Raw genomic sequence first — 21,620 nt, 5'->3', positions numbered from 1 at the left:
GTCAACCAATTTGCGGGATTTTGATGAGCGACACACTAGTTGAAACCGAAATCATGGAATTTCAAAAAGAACTCGACGCGCGGGGCTTGAACTGCCCGCTGCCGATTCTGAAGGCCAAAAAGGCCCTGGCCGAACTGCAGAGCGGAGAAGTGCTGCGCATCATGGCGACCGATCCGGGCTCCGTGCGCGACTTCCAGGCCTTTGCCAAGCAAACCGGTAATGCGCTGCTGTCGCATGCGCAGTACGGTACGGAATTTGTCTTTCTGATGCAACGCAAGTAAGCTGTACTCTTTCAATGCGGGGAGCCGGGCTGGCTCCCCTGTCGCAGGCTCTTTCCTCGATTGTGGGTGCAAGATGAAAATTAGACGTTTTCTACTACCAAAAAAACGCACGATCGTGCTTTAATTCAGCCTGGTGATTGAATTTCTCATATAATCTAGCCCACATATCAGTTCACACTTTATTAATTTTTCCAAAGGCAGAGCTATGAAAGTCTTGGTACCCGTCAAACGCGTGGTCGACTACAACGTCAAGGTGCGCGTCAAATCCGACGGCACTGGCGTGGATATCGCCAATGTCAAAATGTCGATGAACCCGTTCGATGAGATCGCTCTGGAAGAAGCGACCCGCCTGAAAGAAGCGGGCAAGGTCACCGAAGTGGTGGCTGTCTCCTGCGGCGTGGCTCAGTGCCAGGAAACCCTGCGCACCGGCATGGCCATCGGCGCCGACCGCGGCATCCTGGTGGAAACCGCCACCGAACTGGAACCGCTGGCCGTGGCCAAGCTGCTGAAGGCGCTGGTCGACAAGGAACAGCCGCAGCTGGTCATCCTGGGCAAGCAGGCAATCGACGACGACTCCAACCAGACCGGCCAGATGCTGGCTGCCCTGCTGGGCTGGCCGCAAGCGACCTTCGCCTCGAAAGTGGTGCTGGAAGACGGCAAAGCCACCGTGACCCGCGAAGTGGACGGCGGCCTGGAAACCCTGGCCCTGACCCTGCCTGCCATCATCACCACCGACCTGCGCCTGAACGAGCCGCGCTATGTGACCTTGCCAAACATCATGAAGGCCAAGAAGAAGCCGCTGGACACCGTCAAGCCGGAAGACCTGGGCGTCGACGTGACCCCGCGCCTGAAGACCTTGAAAGTGGCCGAGCCAGCCAAGCGCTCCGCCGGCATCAAGGTACCGGACGTTGCCACCCTGGTCGCAAAACTGCGTACTGAAGCCAAAGTCATCTAATTAATAGCGCGCCAGGCGGCCGTAGGGCGGGTTAGCGCGGAGCGCGTAACCCGCCTGAGCCGCCGGCATGCACACAAAGGAATAATCATGGTCGCATTAGTTATCGCTGAACACGACAACGCCAGCCTGAAGGGCAGCACCCACCACACCGTGACCGCGGCCGCCCAGTGCGGCGGCGAGGTGCACGTGCTGGTGGCCGGTTCCAACGCCGCCGCCGCCGCTGCGCAAGCCGCGCAGATCGCCGGCGTATCGAAAGTGCTGCTGGCCGACGCCGCCCACTTCGCCGACGGCCTGGCCGAGAACGTGGCCGAGCAGGTGCTGGCGGTTGCCGCTGCCTACTCGCACATCCTGGCGCCAGCCACCGCCTACGGCAAGAACATCCTGCCGCGCGTGGCCGCCAAGCTGGACGTGGCCCAGATCTCGGAAATCACCAAGGTCGATTCGCCCGACACCTTCGAGCGTCCCATCTACGCCGGCAACGCCATCGCCACCGTGCAGTCGTCCGATAAAGTCAAAGTCATCACCGTGCGCACCACCGGTTTCGACTCGGCCGCATCGGCCGGCGGTTCGGCTGCCACCGAAACCATCGCCGCTGTCGGCGACAACGGCAAGTCGGCTTTCGTCGGCCGCGAGCTGGCCAAGTCCGACCGTCCTGAACTGACCGCCGCCAAGATCATCGTGTCCGGCGGCCGCGGCATGGGTTCGGGCGAAGCGTTCAAGATCCTGGAACCGCTGGCAGACAAGCTGGGCGCCGCCATGGGCGCCTCGCGCGCCGCCGTGGACGCGGGCTACGTGCCGAACGACTGGCAGGTTGGCCAGACCGGCAAGATCGTGGCGCCGTCGCTGTACATCGCCGTCGGTATCTCCGGCGCGATCCAGCACCTGGCCGGCATGAAGGATTCGAAGACCATCGTCGCCATCAACAAGGATCCGGAAGCGCCGATCTTCTCCGTGGCCGACTACGGCATCGTGGGCGATCTGTTCGACATCGTGCCTGAACTGGTCAAAGAACTGGGTTAATCCACACGTTTAGTATTAGAGGCCACGCTGGCGAGGCATCGCGCCGCCGCGTGGCCTTTTTCTTGGAGAGAAGAAGATGAGCTATCAAGCCCCCCTGAAAGACATGCTGTTCGTGATGAACGAACTGGCGAACCTGCAAGCCGTGAGCCAGCTGCCGGGCTGCGAGGACGCCACGCCTGAAACCGCCGAAGCCGTGCTGGAAGAGAGCGCCAAATTCGTGGCCGGAGAAATCGCGCCGCTGAACCATGCCGGCGACAAGGAGCCGAGCTACTGGAAGGACGGCAACGTCTTCACCTCCAAGGGGTTCAAGGAAGCGTTCAAGCAGTTCGCCGAAGCAGGCTGGCAAGGCTTGCAGCATCCGACCGACTTCGGCGGCCAGGGCCTGCCCAAGCTGGTCGGCACGCCATGCGTGGAAATGCTGCACGGCGCCAACCTGGCGTTCGCGCTGGTGGCGCTGCTGTCGGACGGCGCGATCGAAGCGCTGCTGACCGCCGGCAGCGACGAGCAGAAAGCCACGTTCCTGGAGCCGCTGGTGACGGGCAAGTGGACCGGCACCATGAACCTGACCGAGCCGCAAGCCGGCTCCGACCTGGCCGCCGTGCGCACCCGCGCCGTGCCGCAGGAAGACGGCACCTACAAGATTTTCGGCACCAAGATCTTCATCACCTACGGTGAGCACGACATGGCCGAGAACATCATCCACCTGGTGCTGGCGCGCACGCCGAACGCACCGGAAGGCGTGAAGGGCATTTCGCTGTTCATCGTGCCCAAGTTCATGGTCAACGCGGACGGCTCCCTGGGCGCGCGCAACGACGCGCACTGCGTGTCGATCGAACACAAGCTGGGCATCAAGGCCAGTCCGACCGCCGTGCTGCAGTTCGGCGACAACGGCGGCGCCATCGGCACGCTGGTGGGCGAAGAGAACCGCGGCCTGGAGTATATGTTCATCATGATGAACGCGGCCCGCTTCGGCGTCGGCATGCAGGGCATCGGCCTGTCCGAGAACGCCTACCAGCAGGCCGTGGCCTTCGCCAAGGACCGCGTGCAGTCGCGCGACCTGGCCGGTTCCGCCGGTCCGGTGTCCATCATCCACCATCCGGACGTGCGCCGCCTGTTGATGAATATGCGTTCGCAGACCGAGGCGGCGCGCGCGCTGGCCTACGTCGGCGCCTCGCTCTACGACGCGGCCCATCACCATGCGGACGCGGCCACCCGCGCCGAGAACCAGGCCGTGTATGAATACCTGGTGCCCATCATCAAGGGCTGGTCCACCGAGCTGTCGCAGGACGTGGCGCGCGACGGCGTGCAGGTGCACGGCGGCATGGGCTTCATCGAAGAAACCGGCGCCGCGCAGCACTACCGCGACGCCAAGATCCTGACCATCTACGAAGGCACCACCGCCATCCAGGCTAACGACCTGGTGGGCCGCAAGACCGTGCGCGACGGCGGCAAGGTGGCCAAAGGCCTGATCGCGCAAGTGCGCGCGACCGAAGCCGAACTGGCCAAGCTGGACGGCGCCGACTTCGCGGCCATCCGCAAGCACCTGGCGCAAGGCGCGGCCGACCTGGAAGCAGTGGTGGAATACGTGGCCGGCAATATGAAGACCGACATCAAGGCCGTGTTCTCGGGCAGCGTCACCTATCTGAAGCTGGCCGGCATCGTGCTGGGCGGCTGGCAGATGGCGCGCGCCGCCGTGATCTCGCAGCAGAAGCTGGGCGCCGGCGGCGGCGACGCCAGCTTCTACAAGGCCAAGATCGCCACCGCGCGCTTCTTCGCCGACCACTTCCTGACGCAATCGTCCGGCATGCGCGCTTCCATCATCGACGGCAGCGCCGGCGTGCTGGCGCTGAGCGAAGACCAGTTCTAAGCGGACGGCGGCCCCGCGCGGGGCAGCGCATCCAGGGGCAGCTTCGGCTGCCTTTTTTTCGCCTCGTTGACCCAGCCCAAACATCCCGCGCATCGCGGGCGTGGCCGGCGCGCGCCGCTACTACACTGTGCGGATGCGCGCCGACCACGACACTGGATACAAGCAGCTGTTTTCCCATCCCGAGATGATGCGCGACCTGCTGCGCGCCTTCATGCCGCAGCCGTGGGCGCAGGCCCTGGAGCTTGCGGCCTTCGAACGCGTCAATGCCAGCTATGTCGGCGGCGCCGGCGTGCAGCGCCATGACGATATGGTGTGGCGCTTGCAGGTCGGCGGCGAATGCGTCTACGTATACCTGCTGCTGGAATTCCAGTCTTACGACGACCGCTGGATGGCGCTGCGCATGCAGGTTTACGTCGGCCTGCTATACCAGGACCTGGTCAAGCAAGGCAAGCTCGGGCGGCGCGGCAAGTTGCCGCCGGTGCTGCCCGTCGTGCTGTATGCCGGCGGGCGGCCATGGCGCGCCAGCAGGTCTGTGTCGGGCCTGGCGCTGGTGCCGCCGGAAGGGCTGGAGTTGCTGCAGCCCGAGCAGCAGTACCTGCTGATCGACCAGAATCGCAGCGCCGTGTCTGCCTCCGGCCGCAATCTGGTGGCGGCGCTGTTTGGCCTGCAGCATAGCCGTTCCCGTCAAGCCTGCTCACACCTTGTCAACTTGCTGACGGAGTGGCTGATGGAAGAACGAAATCAGCTATTGCGCGACAGCCTGTCGAGCTGGATTTCGCGCACCATGCAGCATAAGCTGGGAAGGACGCATGGCGCGGATAGAAAGGGGAAGGCCATGAAAGCCGAGGTATTAGAGGATAAAGAATTCGACTCGTGGGAAGAGTGCTTGTATGACTTGCTCGTTAATCACAAGGAGCTGCTGCGCGAGGATGCGCGAAAGCTGTGGATTTCAAAGGGCCTCGAAGAAGGTCGAGCGGAAGGTATAAAAAGCGGCTTGGAAGAGGGAAGGGAGCAGGGCAGGGAGGAGGGGCGGAAGCAAGCTGCTCGGGATCTGCTGCGCCGCTTGCTTGCCCGCCGGGCGGTGGAGGTCCCGCCGGAATGGGTGCGGCGGATAGGCGAAGCGGACGAGGCTGAGCTGGAGCGGTGGCTCGAACAGTTGTACGACGGTGTGCCGCCATCGGAATTATTTTCGGCGTCCACATCCGATGATTGAGCCGTGGGACAGGACGTGGTTAGAATAGGGATCGAATTCAAGGAGCCGGTCCCATGGAACTTTCCACGCTTGCGCTGTTTGTCCCCGCCTGCTTCGCGCTGAACATGGCGCCCGGGCCGAACAATCTGCTTTCCATCAGCAACGCCACCCGCTACGGCTTTCGCCAGGCATGCACCGCCGGGGCGGGCCGCCTGCTCGCGTTCGGCGGCATGATCGCGCTGGCGTCGGCCGGGCTGGCGGCGGTGCTGCACACCTCGGAGCTGCTGTTCTACGGCATCAAGACGGTGGGCGCAGCGTACCTGTTCTACCTGGCGTTCCAGCTGTGGCGCGCGGCGCCGGGCGCGGAAGCCGAGTCTGCAATGCCTTCAGTGGGCTTGATGCAGCTGGCGCGCCAGGAGTTCCTGGTGGCGGCCGGCAATCCCAAGGCCATCCTCATCTTCACTGCGTTCCTGCCGCAGTTCGTCAATCCGGCCCAGCCCATGGCGTTGCAGTTCGCCGTGCTGGGCGCGCTGTTCCTGGCGCTGGAGATGGCCGCCATTGCCATCTACGCGTGGATGGGCACGCGTTTGCGCGGCTGGTTTGCGCAGCCGCGCGGCAAACGCATCTTCAACCGCAGCTGCGCCGGCCTGCTGGCCAGCGCGGGACTGGGCCTGCTGCTGTCGCGCCGGACCTAGTACTTCAGTTCGTCCGGCACGTTATAGCTGTAGCTCTTGGTGTCGAACATGAGTTTCCAGCTTTTCGCTTCCACCGCGCTGCCGTTCATGCTGCCGCTGACGCTCACCGTGAACGGCACCGGCACATTGCCGCTGACGGTCGCCGTGCGGTAGCTCCAGCGCCGCTTCTCGCAGCGCAGCGGCTCTTCGTATTCCGCTTCGGTGTGCGGGTCGTCGGCATCGGTGGCGGCGGCTGCCGCCGCGGTTTGCTCGGCCTGGTAGCGGTCGTAGCGGGCCTGCGCCTCGGCGCAGCCGTCGGGTGGCGTGTGTTCTGCGGCGGCCAGGAATTCGGCCAGGGTGGCGATCTGGTCGCCGTGCGGCGCCAGCACCACGTTGCGCGTCACGGCGCGCACGTCGGCGGGGTTTTCGCCGTCGCGGGTCTTGACCACCCAGCCCCACAGATTTTCACTGAGCGCTTCGAAACGCACATCCTCCGGCTGCACGGCGCGCGTGCCGGCGTGGATGGCAGGGTTGCTGATCTCCGACAGGCCGTCGCCGGCGGCGTTGGGGCGGACATAGAACACGCCGTACAGGCCGACTTCGTCGCCCTCGGTGGTGGAGGCGCCGCTGGCAATGAAATACAGCTCGTCGCCGTCGGCGCCGTCCTGCAGGCGGGCCTGCTGCACCACCCGCATCAGATAGGTGCGGTTGTCCTCGCCGACGTAGAGCCAGCCCTTCTTGGCGATGGAGTATTTACCGTAATTGCTGGCCATCACGCTGTCGATCACAGCGGCTTCGTCGATGGTGATGCGTTCCTTGGGCGCGGGTGCCTTGAACATGGCGTAGCCGACGATGCCAGGAAGAGCAGGCCGCAGGTGGCCAGCAGGTAGAGCAGCGCGCTGACCCAGCGCTTGCGGCGCGGCGGCGTGGCAGTGGGCGGGCTTTCGGCAGTGGTGACTGCGGCGGGGACGGCAGGGGAGGGAGCAGAGGCTGCGTTGGCCTCGGAGTCTTTCAGGTCTTCCATGATTACCTTGTCTTGTGGAAATTATCAAATCGTACACAAGACAAGGGATTCCCGGCGCGCAATTGCGCGCGCGGGAGAGACTGCGGAAATGCGGGGGTAGCTTAGCGGCGTACGATGGTGCCGTTGGCGCTCTTGACCAGGTCGCCGTTCGCGTAGCCAGGGTCTTTGTCGAAGGTGAATTCGCCCTGGGTGCCGTTGTCGTACTGGACTTTCACGTGCCATACCTTGCTGGACTTGACGTGTTCCTCCACCTTGTTGCCGGCGTAGGCGCCGCCGGCCGCGCCGGCGATGGTGGCCAGCTTGCGGCCGCCGCCGCTGCCCACCTGGTTGCCCAGCAGCGCGCCTGCCACGCCGCCGGCGATCACGCCCACCGCGCTGCCTTCGCCTTTTTTGTCTTCCACGTTGACTGCGATCACGCGGCCGCAGTCATTGCAGGCGGCCGGCTTGGCGTTGACGTTCTTCAGATCGGCCTTGGCGGCGGCGAGCGCCTTGTCGTATTCGGCCTTGGCATCGCGCTGGCATTGCATGCGGGCGCTGGAGCTGCTTTCCTCGGCGCACAGCTTCTTGTCTTCCGCGTAGCGGGAGGCGGCCTGCTTGGTGTCGGCCGCGTATTGCGCCTTGGTGTACGGCTGGGCGGACACCGCACTGGCCATGCCGGCCAGCATCAGTGACAGGGCGATGGTGCGGACGTTCGTGCGGACTTTCATGTGGTTCTCCGGTGACTGGGTTATTTCTCCAGTATAACCGGTGGAAATGGCTTTACAGCAATTGTTCGTTTGAATCGTGCTCAACCGCATTGCGGCCGGCCTGCTTGGCGCGGTACAGGGCGGCGTCGGCGCGCGCCACCAGGGTGGCCAGGGTTTCCTCCGGGCCCAGCGCCGCCACGCCGAAGGAGCAGGTTTTGCGGCCCACCTCGGGGAAGTCGGCGGCGGCGATGCGCAGGCGCAGCATCTCGGCCAGGGCGCGCGCGCCGTCCAGCTCGGTCTGCGGACAGATCACCATGAATTCCTCGCCGCCCCAGCGGCCCACGCTGTCGATGCTGCGCGCGCCGCTGCGCAGGATGGCGGCCACCGCCGCCAGCACCCGGTCGCCGGCGGGGTGGCCGTAGCTGTCGTTGGTGTGCTTGAAATGGTCGATGTCGAGCAGGATCACGGACAGGCCGCCGCCGTAGCGGTGCACCCGTTCCACTTCGTAGCCCAGCACCTCGTCCAGCTTGCGCCGGTTGTGCAGGCCGGTGAGCATGTCGGTGCTGGCCACGCGCTGCAGTTCGCTGGTGCGCTCGGCCACCTGCGATTCCAGGGTGCGGTTCATTTCCTTCAGCTCGGCGTACAGCGTGGCGTTTTCGGCCACCGACTTGCGCAGGGTATCGGCCATCTGGTTCAGCTTGTCGGTCAGCTGGTGCAGCTCGTGCTTGCCCTTGTCCTTGAGCACGAAGTGACGGTCGCCGATGTTGTCGATGTTGAGCTGGCCGACGAAGTCGCTCATCTGGCGCAGCGGCTGGCCCAGGGTGCGCTTGATGACGTACAGGAAGATGAACCACAGCGCCAGCGTCTTGATGACGGAGTTCACCAGGATAAGGAAGAAGCCGTACGCCACCTGGCGCACCACCACCTGCTGGCTGGAATACACGGTCCAGCGGCCCACCGGGTGGCGCTCGCCGGCTTCGTCCACGTAGACGGCGGGGAAGCTGCGGCTGAAGATGTGGTCGAACAGCAGGGCCGGCGCGGCGGCCGGCACCAGGGCGCCGTTCGCGCCGGCTTCCAGGCGGCGCCCGGCTGCGTCGTCCACCGTGCCGATGGCGCGCAGCAGCTTGCCCTGTTCGTCCTCGACCTTGACGCCGATGACAATGGGCAACGCCTTCACGCCGGTGACGATGCTGGCCAGCACCTCGCCGTTGAAGCGCCACAGCGCGCCGGTGATGCCGGGGCCGAAAGTGTGCTGCATGGCGCCGATTTCCTCGCTCAGGCGCTCCTGCGTGTGGCGGTATTCGGCCGCCAGCTGCACGCAGGTGACCACCAGCGTGACGATGAAGTAGCAGCCGAAAATGATGCGCAGCAGGCGCGCCGCCAGGTTGCTCTTCATTCGGATTTCAGGATCTGGGTGGGGTAGATGGCGCGGATCACGCGCAGCGATTCCTCGTCGGACCAGCGCTCGACGATGGCGCGGTAGCGCGCCGTGCCGCGCTGCGCCTGCAGCACCGCGTTGACCTTGCCGATCACTTGCCTGCCCCATTCGGTGCGCGGGCACATCACGCGGTTCACCGTGGGGTCGGCGTGCTCGCGGATGGTGAGCGCGGCCAGTTCGCCGTCGCGGCCCAGCTGGCGCGCGGAGTAGGTGCTGATGATGGGCAGTTCCAGCAGGTAGTCCAGGCGCCGCGCCAGCAGCATCTGCAGCGCTTCGTTGAATTCCGAGTGGTACTGGCGGTTGGGATGCTGCTCCAGCAGCGCGTTGATCTGCGGCGAGAACGAGCGTCCGCGCAGATAGCTGGTGCGCACGCCGTCCTTGGCCATCAGCTCGGCCAGCGAAATGCTGGCGCCGGGGCCCGCACTGCCGCTGAATTCGGCCAGCCGGTCGCGCCGCACCACCACTTTAAAGGGCAGGAACACCGCCACCGGGACCGAAAAATAGGCCAGCGCCTCGCGCTCCGGATTCTTCACGCCGCCCACGAAGCACCACGGGTTGCCGTTCCTGATCTCCTGGAAGATGCGCGGAAACGGCGCCTGCACGTCCTTGTGCTCATAGCCGGGCAGCTCGTCCTTGAGCAGGGTGCGGATCTGGTCGAAGATACCCATGCCCTTGTCCGGCCCCTCGGCAATCATGTAGGGGGCGGCGTTGAACCAGCCCCAGTTCAGGCGGTCGGTGGCGTGGGCCTGGAGGGCGGCAGCGGCCAGGGTGGCGGCGAGGGCGCCGCGCAGCAGGGCGGAAAGGCGAAACGTCATCTGGTCGTTGCGGTGGGAAAGCGGGGGTCAGCCGTAAGCGCCCCCAGTGTACAGCAAGTCAAACAGCCGGGATATCGTGGCGATCAGGCTGGCGCAGCCCACCAGCATGGTCGCCACCAGGATCACGGCCAGCGGCCAGCGGGTTTCCGAGCGGCGGCCCGAGCCGGCATTGAAAGTGGCGTCCCACTTCTCGTCGGACATCAAACCCAGCACCAGCGCCTGCAAGAAGCCGGCCAGCATGGACAGGAACAGCGGCAGCAGCTTGAAATAGATGTCGGCGTCCGGGGCGGCGGCCATCACCAGGCCGATAGCCGGCACGCTGGCCGCGTGCACCCAGCCCCATGTGTCGTTTACGCCACGCAGGTAGAAGCTGTGGGCGCCGATGCCGCCCAACAGGAAGGCCAGCAGGGCGGCGAAAGTCTTGTTCTTATGCTTAGAAGTCATGTAGTGGCGGCAAAAACGGGGGAGCGGCCAGTATCGGTCAAAATGGGCGCGCGGCCCAGCCCTTTTTGCAGACAATGCTTGCCCTGCTGGACAGAGTGGGGGATAATCTTCGATTGCCCCAAACCCACCCCAATTGTTATTAATGCTTGCTGGCGGAAGAGAAAGCGCGCTATAATTTGCGGCTTTTTCCGTCTCAGCACACTTTTTGGAAATATTATGGTCGTTATTCGTTTAGCTCGTGGAGGCGCCAAGAAGCGCCCATTCTTCAACATCGTTGCAACCGACTCGCGCAATCGCCGCGACGGCCGTTTCATCGAGCGCGTTGGCTTCTACAACCCGATGGCTTCCGGCCAGGAAGTGCCGTTCAAGATCACCGAAGACCGTCTGGCTCACTGGATCGGCGTAGGCGCACAGCTGTCCCCAGCCGTTGCTCGCCTGGTCGCGTCGAACAAGAAAGCAGCCTAATTCGGCGTTCAGGTTTTGGCAGATAAATTGGCATCCGGGGTGCAACTCCCCGACGATCTGGTGCAAGTGGGCTTTGTGTCCGGCGCTTACGGCGTAGCAGGTGGAATCCGGGTTCGCCCCTTTTCCGACGATGCGGATGCCTTGTTGCATGTTAAGACCTGGTGGCTGGATAAACCCAGCCTGCACGAAGTGCATGTGCGCCGTGCGAAGCTGCACGGCGGCGACGTCGTGACCCAGCTGGACGACCTGACGGACCGGGATCTCGCGGAGGCGCTGAAAGGCACCGGCGTGTATATCCCGCGCAGCCAGTTCCCCACGCTGGACGACGGCGAGTTTTACTGGTCCGACCTGATCGGACTGGTAGTAGAGAATCTGCAGGGTGAAAGCCTGGGTACTGTCGCCGACATGATGAGCAATGGCCCGCAGTCGATACTGCGCGTTACCGCTCCGGTCAGCGCCGAATCCGGCGATGCCGAGTCCGCGGCGCAAGAGCGCCTGATTCCATTTGTGGACCAGTTCATCATTACGGTGGACAAGGAAGCGAAAAAGATCACGGTGGACTGGGGCCTGGATTACTGATCCGGGAGCCTGTATGCAATTCGACGTAGTCACGCTGTTCCCTGAAATGTTTGCCGCGCTGACGCAATCGGGCGTGACCCGCCGTGCGTTCGAGCAGCAGAAGTGGAATTTGTCGCTGTGGAATCCACGCGAGTTCACCACCGACAATCACCGCACCGTGGATGACCGCCCCTATGGCGGCGGCCCCGGCATGGTGATGCTGGCCAAACCGCTGGAGGCAGCCATCGCTGCCGCCAAGCAGCGCCAGGTCGATGCCGGCTTGCCGGCGCCGCGCGTGGTGTTCATGTCGCCGCAAGGCAGGCAGCTGACGCACGAACGCGTGATGCAGCTGAAAGCCGAGCCCGGCCTGGTGATCCTGTGCGGCCGCTACGAAGCGGTGGACCAGCGCCTGATCGACCGTTGCGTCGATGAGGAAATCAGCCTGGGCGACTTCGTGCTGTCGGGCGGCGAATTGCCGGCCATGGCACTGATGGACGCCGTGGTGCGCCTGCTGCCGGGCGTGCTCAACACCGAGGCGTCGGCGGTCGAAGACAGCTTTGTCAACGGCCTGCTCGATTCGCCGCACTACACGCGGCCGGTGACGTATGAAGGCGAGGATGTGCCTGCCGTGCTGATGGGCGGCAACCACGCCGAGATAGAAAAATGGCGCCGCCAGCGCATGCTGGAAGCGACTGCGCGCAAGCGCCCGGATTTATTGCCCAAGGCGCGCGAAGCAGGTTTGCTCACGCGCCAGGACGAGAAATTTTTGGCCGGTTTAGAAAAACCGGCGCTGTAGCAAAGCAGTAAAGACGAGAGGCATGTCGCCTCTTTGTTCAACCCCATCCTCTACCGGGTTTCGTACGCGCCGGCATGATGGTAATTGGAGTCATCAAATGAACCTGATTCAACAACTCGAGCAAGAAGAAATTGCTCGCCTGGGCAAAAACATCCCTGAATTTGCACCTGGCGACACCGTGATCGTCAACGTTAACGTAGTCGAAGGCACCCGCAAGCGCGCCCAGGCTTACGAAGGCGTGGTCATCTCCCGTCGTAACCGTGGCCTGAACTCGAACTTCATCGTTCGCAAGATCTCGTCCGGCGAAGGCGTTGAGCGTACCTTCCAGCTGTACTCCCCGCTGATCGCTTCGATCGAAGTGAAACGCCGCGGTGACGTACGTCGCGCCAAGCTGTACTACCTGCGCGACCGTTCGGGCAAATCGGCACGTATCAAAGAAAAACTGCCAAACCGTCGCCCAGCAGCGGCAAAAGCAAGCGCTTAATCGCGTTTGGGTTTGGGGCAGGGGCGCCTGGGTGGCGTCCCTTCAAAAGGGCGCCGCTGGCGCCCTTTCGCTATTTGGAGATGGTATGGCCAAGCTTTTATTCGACCCGCAGCAACTCCCGATCGACGCCATTGCCGGCGAGCCGGCCGTCCCGGCCGAGCGCCTGGCGGCGGACTGGCTGCGCGCGCGCTTTGCCGCGCCGCCCGCCTGGCAGCCGGAAGACTCCGAAACCAGTTTCACGCCGCAGCTCTCGCCCAAGCCGGCCGCCGTGCTGGTGCCGCTGGTGCAGCGCCCCGAAGGACTGAGCCTGCTGCTCACGCAACGCACGGACCACCTGAGCAGCCATGCCGGCCAGATCAGCTTCCCCGGCGGCCGCGCCGAGCCCTACGATGCCGGCCCGGCCGACACCGCGCTGCGCGAAGCGGAGGAAGAGATCGGCCTGGACCGCCGCCACGCCGAGATCATCGGCACCCTGCCGGTCTACTACACCGGCACCAACTACAGCGTGACCCCGGTGGTGGCCCTGCTGCACCCGCCGTTCGAGCTGCGCGCCGACCCGGGCGAAGTGGCCGAGATTTTCGAAGTGCCGCTGGCCTTCCTGATGGACGGCTTGAACCACCAGCGCCTGTCGGCCGAACTGGCCAGCGGGCGGCGCAGCTTCTACGCCATGCCCTACCAGGGCTATTACATCTGGGGCGCTACCGCCGGCATGCTGCGCAATCTGTTCCATTTTTTAAGAGCGGAATAAGTTTGATTCCAGAGCGCTGCTGCGCTATCGTAGCGGGCATTGCGGCAATGCCAATCTTAAGGACGTTTAATGACTTTTCTTTCCATTCTTTGCGCACTGCTGATCGAGCAGATGAAGCCCCTGCGGGCGGATAATCCCATCTACGCCGAGATCAAGAGTCTGGCGGTGCGCATGGAAGCATGGTTCAACGCGGGCGATTCCCGGCATGGCCGCATGGGCTGGTTCCTGATGATGTTCGCGCTGATGGCGCCCACCATGCTGATCTACTGGGTGCTGATCCGCTATGACTGGTTCCTGGCCGCCTTCGCATGGAATGTGCTGATCGTCTACCTCACGCTGGGCTTCCGCCACTACAGCCACTATTTCACCTCCATCCAGCTGGCCCTGAACGCGGGCGACGAAGCGGCCGCGCGCGCGCTGCTGGCCGAATGGACCAAGCTTGATACCGTGGGCATGGAGGCCGGCGAAATCTCCCGCATCGCCGTCGAAAAAGCCCTGATCACCACGCACCGCAACGTGTTCGGCGTGTTCTTCTGGTTCCTGATGCCGCTCGGCCCGGCCGGCGCGGTGCTGTACCGCGTGTCCGAATACCTGGCGCGCGCCTGGAACGAACCCGAGCACATGCGCAACGAGGCTTTCGGCGAATTCGCCACCAGGGCCTTCTACTGGATAGACTGGATTCCCGTGCGCCTGACCGCCGTGGCCTTCGCCGTGGTGGGCAATTTCGAGGACGCCATCTATGCCTGGCGCAATTTCGCCCACCGCTGGGCGGACGAGGCGCGCGGCATCATCCTGGCCGCCGGCGGCGGCGCCATGGGCGTACGCCTGGGCACGCCGCACGAAAACGCGGCCCGCGTGCTGCCGGCCGATGCGGGCGTGGTCGACAGCGGCGACATGGAATCGGAAGCGATGCCGGGCGAGGAGCCGGGCGTGCGCGCACTGCAGAGCACGGTGGGCCTGGTATGGCGCGCGCTGCTGCTGTGGATGATGCTGCTGCTGTTGCTTTCCGGCGCTGTCTGGCTCGGCTGAAAGAAATCCGACAGGCGGAACGCGTTACAATATCGGGATTGGCGGCTGCGAACCAGACAGCGCAGCCGCCAATGCGTGTTTCAAATCAAGTACTTACCTCCTTAGGTCTTCTATAAGATATAATACCTAGGATTTTTCACGCATCCAGGTCCCGCGAGTCATCTATGGCCGAGTCAGCTCAATCCCCCAAAGAACTGGCCAACGAGTTCTTTATCCTTGGCATCACTGCCGATGGCAGGCAATTCCGTCCCAGCGACTGGGCCGACCGCCTGTGCGGCGTCATGTCGTGCTTCCGTCCGGAAGGCACCAGCGGCCGAGATTCCCACCTCGGTTATTCCACCTTTGTGCGCCCGACCCATATCAATGGCGTCAAGGCAGTGGTGGTGAACGAAGCGCTGCGCGATTTCGAACCCATGGCCTACCATTTCGTCCTCAACTTCGCCAAAGACAACGGCTTGCAAGTGGTGGACGCCTGCTTCCTGCCGCTGCCCGGAGAAAAATAGGGGTAGGATAGGGCTCTCATCAATCTTGCGAGCCCTGCCAGTGCCTATGAATTTTTCCAAGCCCGGTTTTGTCGTCACGCTGCTGCTGTGCAGCGCCTCATTTCTTCCCGCCGCCGCCGCCCCCACGGTCCCGGCCATGCCCATGCCGGCCGGCGTCGTCAAAGGCCCTTCGGTGGAGGGCATCACCGAGTACCGGCTGCCGAACGGCCTGAAAGTGCTGCTGTTCCCGGACGCCTCCAAGCCCACCGTCACCGTCAACGTCACCTACCTGGTCGGCTCGCGCCACGAGAACTACGGCGAAACCGGCATGGCCCACCTGCTGGAGCACATGCTGTTCAAGGGGGCGCCGAAGAACCGCAGCATTCCCCAGCAGTTCGCCGACCGCGGCATGGAGTACAACGGCACCACCTCGTACGACCGCACCAACTACTACGAAGTATTCCAGGCCGGCGGCGACAACCTGAAATGGGCGCTCGACATGGAGGCCGACCGCATGGTCCATTCCTTCGTGGCGAAGAAGGACCTGGACTCGGAAATGACGGTGGTGCGCAACGAATACGAGAGCGGCGAGAACAGCCCCTTCGAAGTGCTGCTCAAGCGCATGCAGAGCGTGGCCTACGACTGGCACAGCTACGGCCGCTCCACCATCGGCAACCGCAGCGACATCGAAAACGTCAAGATCGAGAACCTGCAGGCCTTCTACCGCACCTACTACCAGCCGGACAACGCGGTGCTGCTGGTGGCCGGCAAATTCGAACCGGCGCAGACGCTGGCCTGGATCTCCAAGTCCTTCGGCGCCATCCCGAAACCGAAGCGCAAGCTGCCGCCTTTCTGGACCGTGGAGCCGACTCAGGACGGCGAGCGTTCCTTCATCGTGCGCCGCAAGGGCGATATCCAGATTGTCGCGCTGGGCTACAAGATCCCGGCCGCCCTGCATGACGACAGCGATCCGCTTGCCTTCATGTCCGAAATCCTGAACGACACCCCGAACGGCCGCCTGCACAAGGCGCTGGTGGAAACCGGCAAGGCTGCGCAGGTGTTCAGCTTCGCCCAGACCGGCTATGCGCCGGGCTTGCAGCTGATCGGCGCCGTGGTGAAGGCCGGCCAGCCGATCGAACCGGTGCGCGACGAACTGATCGCCGCCGTCGAGGGCTTCGCGAAAACGCCGCCCACCGAGGAGGAAATGGAGCGGGTGCGGCGCAATATCGGCAACAGCATCGAGAAAGCGCTCAACGACCCGCAGAAGGTGGGCGTGGCGCTGTCCGAGCAGATCGCGCTGGGCGACTGGCGCCTGCTGTTCCTGGGCCGCGACAGCCTGGCCAAGGTGACGCCGCAGCAGGTGGCCAAGGCCGCCGCGCATTACCTCAAGCGCGACAACCGCACCGTCGGCAGCTTCGTGCCGGAGGACAGCGTGCAGCGCGCCGAGATCACCGCCGCGCCTTCGATCGAAAAGGTGATGCAGGACTTCAAGGGCAAGGAGGATACGCTCAAATCCGAGGTGTTCGACCCGAGCCAGGCCAACATCCTCAAGCGCACCGAACTCAAAACCATCGGCGGCCTGAAGGTGGCGCTGCTGCCGAAGCAGAACCGGGGCGAAACCGTGTCGGTGGACCTGCGCCTGCACTGGGGCGACGAGAAGAACCAGTTCGGCAAATCCGTGGTGGCTGCCGCCGTCAATCACATGCTCACGCGCGGCACCGGCAAATACAGCCGCGCGCAGCTGGCGGACGCGATGGAAAAGCTGAAGATGTCCGGCAGCGTGTACCGTTTCGATACCACGCGTAGCAACCTCGCTGCGGCGCTGCGCTTGGCCGCGCACGTGCTCAAGGAGCCGGCTTTCGACGCTGCCGAATTCGAGCAGCTGCGCCAGCAATGGCTGGTGGGCGTGGAAGCGTCGCGCAACGAGCCGCAGGTGCTGGCCACCAACGCGCTGGCCAAGCACTACAACAATTACCCGAAAGGCGACGTGCGCTATGCCATGAGTACGGATGAACAGATCGAAGCCATCAAGGCCTTGACGCTGGACCAGCTGAAGGCCTACCACCGTGACTTCTACGGTGCTTCGCACGGCGAACTGGCCATCGTCGGCGACTTCGATTCGCCGGCCGTGCAGGCGGTGGTGGCGGAGGAATTCGGCAACTGGGCCAGCAAAGAGAAGTACGCGCGCATCCTGAACGTGAACGTGGAGCGCCCGCCGCTGCACGCGGTGCTCAACACGCCGGACAAGGAGAATGGCTTCTATGCGGCACAGGTGAACATCGACATGAACACGGAAGACCCGGACTACGTGGCGCTGGAGCTGGCCAACTACATCCTCGGCGAGGGCGGACTGAAGTCGCGCCTGATGGACCGCATCCGGCAGAAGGACGGCCTGTCCTACGGCGGCAGTTCCAGCCTGTCGGTGAGTGACGTGGACCGCGCCAGCAACCTGTCGATTTCGGCCATCGCGGCGCCGCAGAATTTGAAGAAACTGGAGGCGGCCATCCACGAGGAGGTGGCGCGCGCGCTGAAGGACGGCTTCACTGCGGCCGAAGTGGCGGGTGCCAGGTCCGGCATGCTGCAGCAGCGCATCCAGAACCGTTCGCAGGACAATGTGCTGGCCGGGGGCTGGGCCAATTTCCTGTACCTGAACCGTACCTATGCGTGGAGCCAGGCTTACGAGGACAAGCTCAAGGCGCTCACGCCGGCACAGGTGAACGCGGCCTTCCGCAAGGCGGTGGATATTAGTAAGCTCAGTGTCGTCGTCGCGGGCGACCAGGCCAAGGTTAAGTAAGCGGCGGAGCATGGCGGGTTACGCTTCGCTAACCCGCCCTACGAATGACGAATCCCAAGTGGCCGTGGGCCGTGGGCCGTAGGGCGGGTTAGGCGCCGGGGCGCCGTAACCCGCCAGCGTCACGGCGTACTCAGTTCGGCCACGAAATCATACATGTCGCCCCTGAAGTAAGAGCGGCAGAACTCCACCGCCCGCCCATCGCGCAGAAACCCGAGCCGCTCGACCGCCAGCCCGGCGTCGCCCTCTTTGGCCTGCAGCAGCGCGGCCTGCTCGCCCGTGAGCAGCAGCGCGCTCAATCGCTGCAGCGCGCGCACCGGCCGGTTGCCGGCCTGCTCCAGCGCCTCGTACATCGACACGTCCACCGCCTCCAGCGAGGGCAGGGCGCCCGCCACGATGGTGGCGTATTCCAGGCACATCGGTATGTCGTCCGCATAGCGGATGCGGTTGAAGCGGTACACCGGCGCACCGGGGCTGAGCCGCAGCCGCAGCGCTTCCTCCGGCGTCACCGTCCCCTCCGAACGCTTCAGCCACACGCTGCGCGGCGTGCGGCCGCGCGCCCGCATGTCCTCCGAAAAAGAGGTCAGCTTGGCGAAGTTCTTCTCTATCCGCGTGTTGATGAAATTGCCCGAGCCGGCGCGGCGCACCAGCAAGCCTTCATCCACCAGGCCGTCGATGGCCTTGCGCACGGTGATGCGGGAAATCGACAGGTCGTTGGCCAGCTGGCGCTCGGCCGGCAGTGCCTCGTCCGGGCCGAAAATGCGCTTGTCGATCGCTTCGCGCAGCGCCCGCTGCAACTGCTGGTAAAGGGGCTGGCTGCTGGTCTGCCCCAGGTGCTGCATGATCTGTGCAAGCGATGTCATGTCTCGTCCCCTGTCAATTTTTATGTGCCGCGTGGCGCGGCTTTATGCGATCCGATAATACCAAAAAAAGACCGGCACGCTAGCGGTTTGCATGCCCCAGGACCAGCCACAGAGGGAGGTAGCGCTAACGGGCGTGAAATATTGGCAAAGTGGTCTGTGTGGTGCAAACAACATGTGAAAAAAATACGAAAATTGGTAGTGTTCTGGTATTGGATGGGAGTATATTGGCGTTGAATTGGTTTTGTTAGTGGTTGTATAGATGGATCGGTGGGGCGTTGCGGGGAGCGCGGCGGTCTGCAAGAGGATCTACTTAAAACGGACGGGCCTTCGACGAAGGCCACAATCAAGGGGGAGTACATGAAGCGCAATTTGACACCGATCGCCACTGCGGTCGCCATCCTGGTTACCAGCACCGCCGCCATGGCGCAGGATGCATCCAAGACGCCCGACGCGGTCGTGACCGTGACCGGCGTGCGTGCCGCATTGGCGCAGTCGATCAACCAGAAGCGTAACGCCGATTCGCTGGTGGAGGTGATCACCGCCGAAGACGTGGGCAAGATGCCGGACAAGAGCGTCGCCGACTCGCTGCAGCGCGTGCCAGGCGTGTCCGTCGCCACGGCCGGCGGCGCCGAAGGCGGCTTCGGTGAGAACGACCGCGTGAGCCTGAAGGGCACGCCCTCCAACCTGACCCTGACCACGCTGAACGGCCACACCGTCTCGAGCGGCGACTGGTACATCTCCAACATCACCGGCGGCGGCCGCTCGGTCAGCTACTCCATGTTCCCGTCCGAACTGATCGGCCGCGTGACCGTGCATAAGAGCTCGCAGGCCAACCTGACCGAGGGCGGCGCGGCCGGCAACGTGGACATCGAAACCCGCAAGCCGCTCAGCTTCAAGAAGCCACTGACCCTGATGGGTTCCATCGAAGGCGCCTACGGCGACGCGGCCAAGAAGACCGACCTGCAGGTGAGCGCGCTGGCCAACTGGAAGAACCAGGAGAACAACCTGGGCGTGCTGGTGCAGGTATTCGACGAGAAGCGCACGCTGCGCCGCATGGGCCAGGAATTCCTGTGGTGGGACAAGCTGACCAAGGGCTTCGCGCCTGACTGGATCGCCAAGAATCCGGAAGTGGAAAACAAATACCTGTCGATGCTGACCGGCTCCTCGCTGTTCCAGCAGAAGCGCGAGCGCAAGGGCGGCATGGTGGACGTGGAAGTGAAAGTCAACAATGACTTCAGCTTCGACGTGAGCGGCCTGTACACCCGCCTGGACGCGGACAACATCAACGCCAACTTCATGCTGGCGCCGTACCAGCCACTGTCCAACAACTGGTCCGGCGTGGGCGGTGTGGTGCCGTCGGCCTATACCATCACCGGCAACCAGATCACTTCGATCACCTTCCCGAAAACCTGCCCGGTGGCCAGTTGCGCCAACATGGGCCCCTCGGTACAGGACATCATCGCCCGTCCGGGTTCGTACAGCGATTCCAAGTTCGTCAACGTGGACTTCAAATACCGCGTCAACGACGACCTGAAATTCACCGGCCAGGTGGGCACCACGCGCGGCACCGGCTATGCGCGCGACTATGGCTACGAAGCCTGGCTGGCCTATGCCGGCAACAGCCTGACCATGAACGGCATGTCGCCGGCCACCGTCACCGTGGACAACGCGGGCACCTTCAATCCGCGCACCGGCGCCGACTTCTTCGGCGGCTGGGCGTCGGATACCACCGCCAAGGACAAGGAAACCTACGGCCAGGTGGATGGCACCTACAAGACCCCATGGGACCTGGTGCCCACCATCCGCATGGGCCTGCGCACCGCCAAGCATGACCGCCAGCTGACCTGGCTGGCCGGTACCGTGGCGCCCGCCGGTTCGCTGCTGGCCAACCGTCCCACCGGCCTGACGACCTACCCGACCAGCCCGCTGGACAACGTGCTGCAGAACCCATGGACCTTCACCGCCGGCTCGATGAAGGAATGGGGCGACAAGTACGTGGCCTTCGACAGCCACGCCTACCAGAACGAGTTCCAGATCGCCGAGAAGGCGCATGCCGCCTACGCGATGGCGGACCTGAACGTGGGCGCGGTCAGCGGTAACTTCGGCGTGCGTTTCGTGAAGACCGAGATCAACGTGGCCAACGGCTCGCCGAACACGGTATGGAACCCGGTCTACACCTCGAAGACCTATAACGACTTCCTGCCCAGCCTGAACCTGCGCACCGACCTTGCCAGCAACGTGGTGCTGCGCGGCGCGGCCAGCCGCACCCTGGCGCGTCCGGACTTCGGCGCACTCGGTTCGCTGAGCCTGAACGACCTGACCTTCTCGGGCACCGGCGGCAATCCGAACCTGAAGCCGATCTACTCGAACAACGTCGACGCCGGCATCGAGTGGTACTTCATGCCGAAGTCGCTGATCGCGATGAGCGTGTACGACATGCACCTGGGCTCCTACGTCACCTTCGGTTCCTCGGTGGCGCAGTTCTTCAACCAGTCCACGCACTCGATCACCAACTACAACATGAGCTCGGCCCTCAACACCAAGGCCCGCGTGAAGGGCGTAGAGTTGCAGTACTCGCAGGACCTGGGCAACGGCTTCGGCGCCAGCGTGAACTACACCTACGCGGACGGCAAGGAAACCGGCAAGGCGCCAAAATCGGCCTGCGCGGACCTGGGCGATTGCAGCATGATCGGCACCTCGAAGAACTCGTACAACGCCAGCGTGTTCTACGAGAACGACAAGTTCAGCGCGCGCGTGAACTACAGCTTCCGCTCGGCCTTCCTGAATGGCCTGGACCGCAACAGCGCGATCTACCAGGACGACGTGGGCACCGTGTCGCTGGCGCTGAACTACAACCTGACCGAGAACCTGACGCTGTCGTTCGAAGGCAAGGACCTCAACGATCCGCTGCTGAAGTCCTACGCCACCACCCGCGAGCAGCCGCGCGCCTTCTACAAGAACGGCAAGCAGTTCTTCCTGGGCGTGCGCGGCAAGATGTAATGCCCGCT

21 protein-coding genes are annotated in these 21,620 nt (G+C 63.9%); 15 read left to right on the top strand and 6 right to left on the bottom strand.

Features of this window, described 5'->3' with window-relative positions:
* The first annotated feature begins 53 nt into the window (after positions 1–53).
* From ASC94_RS26440 to ASC94_RS26415, 6 genes are all read left to right on the top strand, one after another.
* On the top strand, positions 54–281 hold the full coding sequence (locus tag ASC94_RS26440; RefSeq protein ID WP_056403241.1) for a sulfurtransferase TusA family protein: 228 nt from the start codon (positions 54–56) through the stop codon (positions 279–281).
* 205 nt (positions 282–486) lie between these two features.
* Positions 487–1,236, top strand: a complete 750-nt coding sequence (locus ASC94_RS26435; protein WP_056403237.1) for an electron transfer flavoprotein subunit beta/FixA family protein — start codon at positions 487–489, stop codon at positions 1,234–1,236.
* An 87-nt stretch (positions 1,237–1,323) separates the two neighbouring features.
* Positions 1,324–2,256, top strand: coding sequence for an electron transfer flavoprotein subunit alpha/FixB family protein (locus ASC94_RS26430; protein ID WP_056403234.1), 933 nt, complete (start codon positions 1,324–1,326; stop codon positions 2,254–2,256).
* A gap of 76 nt (positions 2,257–2,332) precedes the next feature.
* Entirely contained in the window at positions 2,333–4,123 is a 1,791-nt protein-coding gene (locus tag ASC94_RS26425; protein ID WP_056403232.1) for an acyl-CoA dehydrogenase, read from the top strand.
* A gap of 100 nt (positions 4,124–4,223) precedes the next feature.
* Positions 4,224–5,336, top strand: a complete 1,113-nt coding sequence (locus ASC94_RS26420; RefSeq protein WP_157201599.1) for an Rpn family recombination-promoting nuclease/putative transposase — start codon at positions 4,224–4,226, stop codon at positions 5,334–5,336.
* A gap of 53 nt (positions 5,337–5,389) precedes the next feature.
* Complete coding sequence (locus ASC94_RS26415) at positions 5,390–6,010, top strand: LysE family translocator (protein ID WP_056403226.1); 621 nt, start codon at positions 5,390–5,392, stop codon at positions 6,008–6,010.
* Here the strand turns inward: ASC94_RS26415 and ASC94_RS26410 are convergent.
* The 5 genes from ASC94_RS26410 to ASC94_RS26390 all read right to left on the bottom strand — a co-directional run bounded on the left by ASC94_RS26410 (position 6,007) and on the right by ASC94_RS26390 (position 10,396).
* Positions 6,007–6,828, bottom strand: coding sequence for a hypothetical protein (locus ASC94_RS26410; protein ID WP_056403224.1), 822 nt, complete (start codon positions 6,826–6,828; stop codon positions 6,007–6,009). The two genes, ASC94_RS26415 and ASC94_RS26410, sit on opposite strands and share 4 nt — an antisense overlap.
* A 286-nt stretch (positions 6,829–7,114) precedes the next feature.
* A complete protein-coding gene (locus tag ASC94_RS26405) occupies positions 7,115–7,720 on the bottom strand; it encodes a glycine zipper 2TM domain-containing protein (RefSeq protein WP_056403221.1) in 606 nt (201 codons plus the stop codon).
* A 52-nt stretch (positions 7,721–7,772) separates the two neighbouring features.
* On the bottom strand, positions 7,773–9,095 hold the full coding sequence (locus ASC94_RS26400) for a GGDEF domain-containing protein (RefSeq protein ID WP_162251455.1): 1,323 nt from the start codon (positions 9,093–9,095) through the stop codon (positions 7,773–7,775).
* Positions 9,092–9,952, bottom strand: a complete 861-nt coding sequence (locus tag ASC94_RS26395; RefSeq protein ID WP_056403219.1) for a TIGR02285 family protein — start codon at positions 9,950–9,952, stop codon at positions 9,092–9,094. The genes ASC94_RS26400 and ASC94_RS26395 overlap by 4 nt, the downstream gene beginning before the upstream one ends.
* 27 nt (positions 9,953–9,979) lie before the next feature.
* Positions 9,980–10,396: an NINE protein gene (locus ASC94_RS26390; protein ID WP_056403215.1), complete on the bottom strand. Its 417-nt coding sequence runs from the start codon at positions 10,394–10,396 to the stop codon at positions 9,980–9,982.
* A 216-nt stretch (positions 10,397–10,612) separates the two neighbouring features.
* Here ASC94_RS26390 and rpsP point away from each other — a divergent pair, with 216 nt between their 5' ends.
* From rpsP to ASC94_RS26350, 8 genes are all read left to right on the top strand, one after another.
* The gene (gene rpsP, locus ASC94_RS26385; RefSeq protein ID WP_056403210.1) at positions 10,613–10,861 is read left to right on the top strand and encodes a 30S ribosomal protein S16; all 249 of its coding nucleotides are present in this window, start codon (positions 10,613–10,615) and stop codon (positions 10,859–10,861) included.
* A gap of 39 nt (positions 10,862–10,900) precedes the next feature.
* Complete coding sequence (gene rimM / locus ASC94_RS26380) at positions 10,901–11,440, top strand: ribosome maturation factor RimM (protein ID WP_200955829.1); 540 nt, start codon at positions 10,901–10,903, stop codon at positions 11,438–11,440.
* Positions 11,441–11,453: 13 nt separating this feature from the next.
* Positions 11,454–12,215, top strand: coding sequence for a tRNA (guanosine(37)-N1)-methyltransferase TrmD (gene trmD / locus ASC94_RS26375; protein ID WP_056403204.1), 762 nt, complete (start codon positions 11,454–11,456; stop codon positions 12,213–12,215).
* 97 nt (positions 12,216–12,312) lie between these two features.
* Positions 12,313–12,699, top strand: coding sequence for a 50S ribosomal protein L19 (gene rplS, locus ASC94_RS26370; protein WP_056403202.1), 387 nt, complete (start codon positions 12,313–12,315; stop codon positions 12,697–12,699).
* 85 nt (positions 12,700–12,784) lie between these two features.
* A complete protein-coding gene (locus tag ASC94_RS26365) occupies positions 12,785–13,447 on the top strand; it encodes a CoA pyrophosphatase (RefSeq protein ID WP_056403199.1) in 663 nt (220 codons plus the stop codon).
* Positions 13,448–13,516: 69 nt separating this feature from the next.
* Positions 13,517–14,476 (top strand): CobD/CbiB family protein, encoded by a 960-nt coding sequence (locus tag ASC94_RS26360; RefSeq protein ID WP_056403196.1) that lies wholly within the window; start codon positions 13,517–13,519, stop codon positions 14,474–14,476.
* Between the two features lie 164 nt (positions 14,477–14,640).
* Positions 14,641–14,979 carry a DUF3579 domain-containing protein gene (locus tag ASC94_RS26355; RefSeq protein WP_056403193.1) on the top strand — a complete coding sequence of 113 codons (339 nt, stop codon included), beginning with the start codon at positions 14,641–14,643 and terminating at the stop codon, positions 14,977–14,979.
* Positions 14,980–15,025: 46 nt separating this feature from the next.
* Positions 15,026–17,752, top strand: coding sequence for a pitrilysin family protein (locus ASC94_RS26350; RefSeq protein WP_056403190.1), 2,727 nt, complete (start codon positions 15,026–15,028; stop codon positions 17,750–17,752).
* A 119-nt stretch (positions 17,753–17,871) separates the two neighbouring features.
* On the opposite strand, the gene ASC94_RS26345 is transcribed toward ASC94_RS26350, so the two are convergent.
* Positions 17,872–18,612 (bottom strand): GntR family transcriptional regulator, encoded by a 741-nt coding sequence (locus tag ASC94_RS26345; protein ID WP_056403187.1) that lies wholly within the window; start codon positions 18,610–18,612, stop codon positions 17,872–17,874.
* A 357-nt stretch (positions 18,613–18,969) separates the two neighbouring features.
* On the opposite strand from ASC94_RS26345, the gene ASC94_RS26340 reads away from it, so the two are divergent.
* Complete coding sequence (locus tag ASC94_RS26340) at positions 18,970–21,612, top strand: TonB-dependent receptor (RefSeq protein ID WP_056403184.1); 2,643 nt, start codon at positions 18,970–18,972, stop codon at positions 21,610–21,612.
* Positions 21,613–21,620 lie beyond the last annotated feature (8 nt).

The organism is Massilia sp. Root418 (assembly GCF_001425265.1).
In the GTDB taxonomy this organism is placed as follows: Bacteria; Pseudomonadota; Gammaproteobacteria; order Burkholderiales; family Burkholderiaceae_D; genus Rugamonas.
The sequence above is the reverse complement of the archived record's forward strand: the minus strand, read 5'-3'. Positions and strand labels throughout refer to the sequence as shown.

Excerpts from the sequence above, each read along its gene's own strand:
- ASC94_RS26440 (WP_056403241.1), top strand. The coding sequence starts at position 54 with ATGGAATTTCAAAAAGAACTCGACGCGCGGGGCTTGAACTGCCCGCTG.
- ASC94_RS26435 (WP_056403237.1), top strand. The coding sequence starts at position 487 with ATGAAAGTCTTGGTACCCGTCAAACGCGTGGTCGACTACAACGTCAAG.
- ASC94_RS26430 (WP_056403234.1), top strand. The coding sequence starts at position 1,324 with ATGGTCGCATTAGTTATCGCTGAACACGACAACGCCAGCCTGAAGGGC.
- ASC94_RS26425 (WP_056403232.1), top strand. The coding sequence starts at position 2,333 with ATGAGCTATCAAGCCCCCCTGAAAGACATGCTGTTCGTGATGAACGAA.
- ASC94_RS26415 (WP_056403226.1), top strand. The coding sequence starts at position 5,390 with ATGGAACTTTCCACGCTTGCGCTGTTTGTCCCCGCCTGCTTCGCGCTG.
- ASC94_RS26410 (WP_056403224.1), bottom strand. The coding sequence starts at position 6,828 with ATGTTCAAGGCACCCGCGCCCAAGGAACGCATCACCATCGACGAAGCC.
- ASC94_RS26405 (WP_056403221.1), bottom strand. The coding sequence starts at position 7,720 with ATGAAAGTCCGCACGAACGTCCGCACCATCGCCCTGTCACTGATGCTG.
- ASC94_RS26400 (WP_162251455.1), bottom strand. The coding sequence starts at position 9,095 with ATGAAGAGCAACCTGGCGGCGCGCCTGCTGCGCATCATTTTCGGCTGC.
- ASC94_RS26395 (WP_056403219.1), bottom strand. The coding sequence starts at position 9,952 with ATGACGTTTCGCCTTTCCGCCCTGCTGCGCGGCGCCCTCGCCGCCACC.
- ASC94_RS26390 (WP_056403215.1), bottom strand. The coding sequence starts at position 10,396 with ATGACTTCTAAGCATAAGAACAAGACTTTCGCCGCCCTGCTGGCCTTC.
- rpsP (WP_056403210.1), top strand. The coding sequence starts at position 10,613 with ATGGTCGTTATTCGTTTAGCTCGTGGAGGCGCCAAGAAGCGCCCATTC.
- trmD (WP_056403204.1), top strand. The coding sequence starts at position 11,454 with ATGCAATTCGACGTAGTCACGCTGTTCCCTGAAATGTTTGCCGCGCTG.
- rplS (WP_056403202.1), top strand. The coding sequence starts at position 12,313 with ATGAACCTGATTCAACAACTCGAGCAAGAAGAAATTGCTCGCCTGGGC.
- ASC94_RS26365 (WP_056403199.1), top strand. The coding sequence starts at position 12,785 with ATGGCCAAGCTTTTATTCGACCCGCAGCAACTCCCGATCGACGCCATT.
- ASC94_RS26360 (WP_056403196.1), top strand. The coding sequence starts at position 13,517 with ATGACTTTTCTTTCCATTCTTTGCGCACTGCTGATCGAGCAGATGAAG.
- ASC94_RS26355 (WP_056403193.1), top strand. The coding sequence starts at position 14,641 with ATGGCCGAGTCAGCTCAATCCCCCAAAGAACTGGCCAACGAGTTCTTT.
- ASC94_RS26350 (WP_056403190.1), top strand. The coding sequence starts at position 15,026 with ATGAATTTTTCCAAGCCCGGTTTTGTCGTCACGCTGCTGCTGTGCAGC.
- ASC94_RS26345 (WP_056403187.1), bottom strand. The coding sequence starts at position 18,612 with ATGACATCGCTTGCACAGATCATGCAGCACCTGGGGCAGACCAGCAGC.
- ASC94_RS26340 (WP_056403184.1), top strand. The coding sequence starts at position 18,970 with ATGAAGCGCAATTTGACACCGATCGCCACTGCGGTCGCCATCCTGGTT.